Below are 6,456 nucleotides of genomic sequence, written 5' to 3'. Positions count from 1 at the left end.
CGCCGCCCCCGGCCCGCCGCCCCCCCCCCCCCCCCCCCCCCCCCCCCCCCCCCCCCCCCCCCCCCGCCCCCCCCCCCCCCCCCCCCCCGCGGCTCAGCCGGTGACGGCGGAGAGCACCCGGTAGCTCGCCTCCGGCTCGCCGTCCCGCGGCTCGACGCCGCCCACGGCGGTGACGGGGACCGGCGCGACCCGCTGGGTCCCGAGCACGGTCTGCGGGGTGCGGTCGACACCGAAGCGGAAGACGTCCGGACGGGCGTAGTGGCCGGCCGAGTCGGCGAAGAACCGGGCGAAGGGGATGACCCCGAGGTCGAGGTCGGCGTAGAGGACCGCCTCGTCGTGCCGGTGCGGCTCGGTGAGCCAGCGGCCGTCGGGCCCCATGAAGCCGGTCATCCCGCCGCCGACGGTGGGGGCGTCGGGGCCCTCGGGCACGCCGAGCCGGTCGACGATCTCCTCCGACAGCCGGCCCTGGACGACGATCACGTAGGTCTGGGCGCAGATGGCGTGGGCTGCGGCGAGGGTCTGCGAGTAGTGGTCGAAGTTGCCGGCGTTGGGGTCGGCGTGGGTGGCGCTGATGGCCGGCCACGCGGCGACGTGGATCTGCTCGCCGAGCGTGGCGAGGGCGTACTTGTTGAGGTCCATGCTGTGCTCGAAGCAGATGAGCCCGCCGACCTTCGCGAAGCCGGTGTCGACGACGAAGACGTCGCGGCCGTCGCCGCGGCCCCACACGGTCCGCTCGGCGTTCGTGGGCACCAGCTTGCGGTGCCGGGCCACCAGGCGCCCCTCGGGGGAGTAGTAGGCCTGGGTGTTGTAGAGCGTTCCGCCGTCGCGCTCGTTCATGCCCATGACCACCCACGTGCCGGCCTCCTTCGCCGCGGCGGCGAGGGTGTCCGACGCGCGGCCGGGGAGGTCCACGGAGGAGGCGAACAGCTCGGCGAACAGCGGCGCGGCGTACTTGGCCGTGTGCGACCAGATCCAGCTCGGGTAGCCGGGCAGGTAGGTCTCGGGGAACGCGACCAGCCGGGCGCCGTTGCGTCCCGCCTCGACGATCAGCTCGGCCGCGCGGGCGACGCCCGCGTCGAGGTCGAGGAACGGAGCGGCACCGTGGACGGCGGCCACGCGGACGACGGAGGGGGAGGAGGTCATGGCGCGGACGCTAGGGAGCGACCCGGACGGGCACTTGGACATCCGTGCAGCCGTGCACGGATGTCCACGTCCGGGACGCACCAGCTCCTAGGCTCGACGGCACCGCGTCCCCCCGCTCCTGACCCCTGGACGGCCCGTGCCCCCTCCCCCCGCCGAGGACCGCTACGAGTCCGGGCCGGCCGGCGGCCCCGAGACGGTCGCCCGGTGGACGGCGGCCGCCTCGCGGATGCTGGTCCCGCTGCGGATGCGCAGCACAGCGGCGAACATCCACGGCCGGATGCGGATGCGCCGCGCCGGCGACGTGCGGGTGTGCCGCCTGCACGCGACCGCGCACGCCGGCGTGCGCACCGGGGAGCTCGCCGGCGGTGCGGGGGCCGGCCACTACAAGGCGGCGGTCGCCCTGGCCGGCAGCGTGTCGGTCGGCCAGCACGGGCGCCGCTGCCGGCTCGCGCCGGGCCAGGTCGCGGTCTACGACACCTCCGCGCCCTACGAGGTGGGCAGCGACCTGCCGTTCGGGGTCCTGATCGCCCTGCTGCCCCAGGAGCTGGTCCCCGTGTCGCGGGACCGGGTCGCGGCGGTCTCGGCCACCGTCATGGCCGGTCCCGCGGCCGAGCGGCTCGCCGCCCGGCTGCTGGCCGGAGCCGCGGACGGCGAGCTCGCCGGCGAGTTCGACCGCGCGGTGCGGGAGACCCCCCGGTCCCGGGCCGGCGTCGGGACCGGTGACGCCGACCTGGTGGCCCGCGGCCGGGAGGTGGTCGCCCGGCACCTGGACGACCCCGGGCTCGGGCCGGAGCTGGTGGCGGCGGTCCTCGGCGTCTCGCGGCGCCGTCTCTACACCGCGTTCTCGGCCGAGATCGGCCCGGTGGCCGCCTACGTCCGCGGCGAGCGGATGGCGCGGGCCCGCGACCTGCTGCTCGACCCCCGCCAGGACCACCTCGGCGTCGGCGACGTCGCCGTGGCGGTCGGCTTCCCCGACCCGGCGCACTTCAGCCGGGTGTTCCGGGCCGCCCACGGCGTCCCGCCGCGCGTGTACCGCGCGCGGCACCGCCTCGCCGGGGTCTGAGCGGGGCGGGGCGGACGGCGCCGCCCCGTCCGGGGGCTCAGAGCCCGTTGCGGCGGGCGACCGCGCCGAGCCAGGCCAGGCTGGGCTTGGGCGTCCGGACGAAGGTCTGCCGGTCGACGGCGACCAGGCCGAAGGTCGGCCGGTAGCCGAGCATCCACTCGAAGTTGTCCAGCAGGCTCCAGTGCACGTAGCCGCGGACGTCGGCGCCGGCCGCGATGGCCCCGGCCAGGCTGCGCAGCGCGTCGCCGGTGAACCGGATCCGGTCCTCGTCGTCGGCGGTGGCGATGCCGTTCTCGGTGACCAGCAGCGGCACGCCGGGCAGCACCTCGGCGGCCCGGGCCACCGCCGCGCCCAGCGCCTCGGGTCGCCGCTCCATGCCGTGCGCGAGGGTCTGCAGCTGCGGGGCCGGGGCGATGAGCCCGTCGGGGCCGAAGCGGGCGCAGGTGTAGACCTGCAGGCCGACGAAGTCGTCACCGGCCGCGGCGGCGAGGAACTGGTCCTCGAAGGCGGCGCGCTCCTCCCGCATCCGCTCCTCGCCGCCCTCCTCGGCGATGTGCTCCCGGCCGACGAGGGTCATGCCGACCGGGGCCGGCCCGGCCCGCAGCACGTCCCGGGCCCGCTCGTGCAGCCCGAGCAGGGCCTCGGCGACGCCCTGGTCGGGGCGGGGCAGGCCCCTGATCTCCTCGCCGCGGGCCGCCATCGCGCCCATCACCGGCTGGGCGGCCATGAGGTTGGGCTCGTTGACCGTGGCCACGTACTCCGCGTCGCGCAGCGCGGGCAGCGCGAACTCCGCGAAGCGGGCGATCCGGTCGCCGGCCTTGGGCCCGGTCCAGCCGCCGTCGTGCAGCAGCCAGCGGGGCATCGTGAAGTGCACCAGCGTCACGATCGGCTTCAGGCCGCGCTCGCGGCAGCCGTCCACGATGCGCCGGTAGTGGTCCAGGGCGGCGCGGGAGAACTCGCCCTCCGCCGGCTCGATCCGGCTCCACTCGAGGCTGAACCGGTAGGTGTCCAGCCCCGCCCCGGCGACGAGGTCGAGGTCCTCGCGCCAGCGGGACCAGGAGTCGCAGGCGTCGCCGCTGGGCTCGGCGAAGGGGGAGTGCGGCGCGTGCTCGGCCTCCCAGTGGTCGTTGTTGACGTTTCCGCCCTCGACCTGGTGCGCGGCGGTGGCCGCGCCCCAGAGGAAGCCGTCGGGGAACGTGGCGGTCATCGGGCGGCCTCCGTGAGGGTGGGGACCCGGCCGGTGACCCGGCCGAGGATCGCGGTGGGGTCGGCAGCGGCGTCGCCGCGCCAGGCGACGTGCTGGTCGGGGCGCACCAGGACCAGCCCGGCGCGGTGGAGGGTGCGCAGCCGGGGCAGCGCGCCCAGGTCGACGACGATCAGGGGGACGCCGGCCCGCGCGGCCTCGGCCGCCAGCGGGGCGGGGTCGGCCTGCGGGTCGAGCCGCAGCAGGGTGAGGCCGTCGCCGAGCAGGTCGTACACCGACCGGCCGTCGGGCAGCCAGGTGTGCGGCAGCCGGGCACCGGGGTGCGCCGAGGGCGTGTACGTGACCACGTCGTGCGCCGGCACCGTGGAGCCGTCGGGGACGACGACCGGCGAGCCGGGGTAGTCGTAGCCGAGCATCAGGCCGAGGCTGTGGAACTCCGGGTCCTTGACCTGCAGCGCCTCGGCGAGGCGGGCGCGCAGCTGCTGCCCGGTGGGGCCGTCGTCGTTCAGGTCGCCGGCGGCGAAGGACGGCGCGAGGAACGCCTCCTGGCTGCCGGCGGCGGCGATGGTCCGCTCGGCGACGGGACGGCGCTCGGCCTCGTAGCTGTCGAGCAGCTCGGCGGGCGCCCACCCCTGCAGGACGGCGGCCAGCTTCCAGGCGATGTTCACCGCGTCGCCGACGCAGGTGTTGAACCCGTGGCCGCCCCACGGCGGGTTGAGGTGCGCGGCGTCGCCGACGAGAAACACCCGCTCGCCGCGGTAGCGGTCGACCAGCAGCATCCGGGCCGACCACGGGTCGGTGGCCAGCACCTCGACGTCGACGTCGTCCCCGACGAGGGTCCGGACCAGCGCGGCCGGGTCGACGTCCTGGGTCCGCGCGTCGACGCCCTGGACGATCGCCCACCAGGTGCCGTCGAGGTCCAGCCGGCCCATCAGGCCACCGCGCTCGGCGCCGATGACCCAGTAGTGCACGCCCAACGCGCACAGCGGGCGCTCCTCGAGGGCGCGGGAGCGGAAGGTGACCGAGAGGTTGGGCAGCGTGCCCGAGGAGCCCTCGTAGCGGGCGCCGATGGCCGCGCGGGTGACGCCCGAGGCGCCGTCCGCGCCGAGCAGGTACTCCGCCCGGACGTCGGCGATCTCCCCGGACGGCCCGCGCAGCCCCGCCCGGACGCCGTCCGGGCCGTCGACGACGGTCTCCACCCGCCACCCGACCAGCAGCGTCACCGTGGGCTGCTCACCGGCCGCCTCCCGCAGCACCTCCTCGACCACCGACTGCGGCGCCTGCTGGCCGGACTCGGCCGCGATCTCCTGCGGCTCCGTCCACAGGCCGAAGGCGTTGCGGAAGCGGGTGATCTCCGAGCCGGTCAGGCCGGTGCAGAAGACGACGTCCTGGGCGTGGTCGACCGGCAGGGGAGCGGCGGCCCGGAGCCGGTCGGCCAGGCCCCAGCGGCGCAGGTGCTCCATGGTGCGCACGCTGGTGGTCTTGGCCCGCGGCCGCAGCGGGTCGAGCGCGGTGCGCGGCTCGACGACGAGGACCTCGACGCCGCGCCGGCCGAGCTCGATCGCGGCGGCCAGACCGCTGGGGCCGCCACCGGCCACCAGCACCGGGACACGGGCGGGCACGGAGGTCATCGCAGTTCTCCTGTCGTGGCAGCGCTGCAGAGGACGAGCAGCGGGAGGGAGGCACCTCCCCGGCCGGCGGCATCTCGAGGGGTGCTCGTCCAGCATCGGTGGCGGCGGTCACCTCCCGAAGGCCGCTGCCATTGACCGGAACACCGGAACGGCAGCGGGTCAGTTCCCGCCGGCGCGCTCCTGCCACTGCCGCACCCAGGCCCGGCCGTAGTCGTTGCCGTGCGGGGTGCGCAGCACGGTGTGGATGTGGAAGGTCTTCGGGGTGTCGTAGTCGAGGAAGACCCCGCAGTGGTGGTCGAGCTCGGCGATCAGCACCGGCGACTGGACCCGGTAGTAGAAGACGTCGCCGGGCTCGTGCCCGCCGATCCAGCAGAACCAGGTCTCGTCGAGGTGCGCCTCGACCTCCCGCATCCGCGCCGCCCGCGGGCCCTCGGGCAGCAGCCGCACGAAGGTGGCGACGACGTCGAGCACCCGCTGCCGGGCCTCGGCGGAGAGCTCGGCGACCGGCACGCCCTCGACCGGGATGACCCGGTTGTCCTGGAAGGCGCCGGCCAGGTGCCGCTCGTCGCCGGGGTGCACCCGGCCGGGCGGCATGGCGGGGTCGACCATCTGCTCGTACACCGTCGCCCGGGCCCGCTGGTCGGGGTCCAGCGCGGCCATGACGGCCAGCCCGGCGTCGATCCGGTCGGCGAACAGGCCCGAGATGCCGGCGTGCGGGCCGGCGTCGATCTCGTCGGGCTCGGCGCCGAGGAACACCGGCGAGACCACCATCCGGCCCTCGACGACCAGGCAGTTGACCGCGCAGTGGTGGCCGTAGAGCTGCCAGCCCCACGGCGCCCGCGGGTCCGGCGTGCCGTAGACGGCGACGTTGTAGCTCCACTCGCCGAGCACGGTGGGCAGGTCGACGACGTTGCCGAGGAAGCCGTTGACCAGCATCATCGCGTGCACCGCGGCCGCCCCCTCGGGCGAGAGGGAGGCCCCCACCAGCGCCAGCGCGGCCTCCCGCACCGGCTGCGGCTGGAACTCCAGCCGCAGGCCGGTGTCGAACTGCATGAACTCCGGGTTGGCCCAGGTCTGCCACTCGACGGCGTCGACGTCGAAGCAGGCCCGGGCCCGGTCGTCGGGGGACAGGGCGGCGAGCAGGGCGTTCGCGGCGGCGACCATCGCTTCGACCGGCGCCTCCTCGCCGGGCCGGGCGGGCTCCAGCGGGTACAGGCCCTCGCGCAGCGTGCCGTCCTCGGTGACGCCGCGGAACTCGTTGCGGTAGAGCGGCGTCCAGCCCTCGACCAGGCCGCCGGTGAACGTGCCGGGGGTGCGGGCGTGCTCGCGGTAGGCGTAGGGGTCCAGGCCGCGGACCTCGGCCAGCCGCGGGTGGTCGTGCGGGAACAGGTACTGGCGGAACTCGCCGGACACGG

Annotated in this window: 5 protein-coding genes; 1 reads left to right on the top strand and 4 read right to left on the bottom strand. The window is 76.2% G+C overall.

Features of this window, described 5'->3' with window-relative positions; all coding sequences use genetic code 11:
- Positions 1-93 precede the first annotated feature (93 nt).
- A complete protein-coding gene (locus ACI789_RS23460; RefSeq protein WP_457011963.1) occupies positions 94-1,143 on the bottom strand; it encodes a carbon-nitrogen hydrolase family protein in 1,050 nt (349 codons plus the stop codon).
- Positions 1,144-1,279: 136 nt separating this feature from the next.
- Here ACI789_RS23460 and ACI789_RS23455 point away from each other — a divergent pair, with 136 nt between their 5' ends.
- Positions 1,280-2,206 carry an AraC family transcriptional regulator gene (locus ACI789_RS23455; RefSeq protein WP_457011962.1) on the top strand — a complete coding sequence of 309 codons (927 nt, stop codon included), beginning with the start codon at positions 1,280-1,282 and terminating at the stop codon, positions 2,204-2,206.
- A 37-nt stretch (positions 2,207-2,243) separates the two neighbouring features.
- On the opposite strand, the gene ACI789_RS23450 is transcribed toward ACI789_RS23455, so the two are convergent.
- The 3 genes from ACI789_RS23450 to ACI789_RS23440 all read right to left on the bottom strand — a co-directional run bounded on the left by ACI789_RS23450 (position 2,244) and on the right by ACI789_RS23440 (position 6,454).
- The gene (locus ACI789_RS23450; protein WP_457011961.1) at positions 2,244-3,413 is read right to left on the bottom strand and encodes a glycoside hydrolase family 1 protein; all 1,170 of its coding nucleotides are present in this window, start codon (positions 3,411-3,413) and stop codon (positions 2,244-2,246) included.
- Positions 3,410-5,041, bottom strand: a complete 1,632-nt coding sequence (locus tag ACI789_RS23445; protein WP_457011959.1) for an FAD-dependent monooxygenase — start codon at positions 5,039-5,041, stop codon at positions 3,410-3,412. The genes ACI789_RS23450 and ACI789_RS23445 overlap by 4 nt, the downstream gene beginning before the upstream one ends.
- A 159-nt stretch (positions 5,042-5,200) precedes the next feature.
- Positions 5,201-6,454 carry a DUF3500 domain-containing protein gene (locus ACI789_RS23440; RefSeq protein ID WP_457011957.1) on the bottom strand — a complete coding sequence of 418 codons (1,254 nt, stop codon included), beginning with the start codon at positions 6,452-6,454 and terminating at the stop codon, positions 5,201-5,203.
- Between the last annotated feature and the right edge of the window lie 2 nt (positions 6,455-6,456).

It is taken from the genome of Geodermatophilus sp. SYSU D00965 (assembly GCF_054050075.1).
This window is presented reverse-complemented; position numbering and strand designations above follow the sequence as displayed.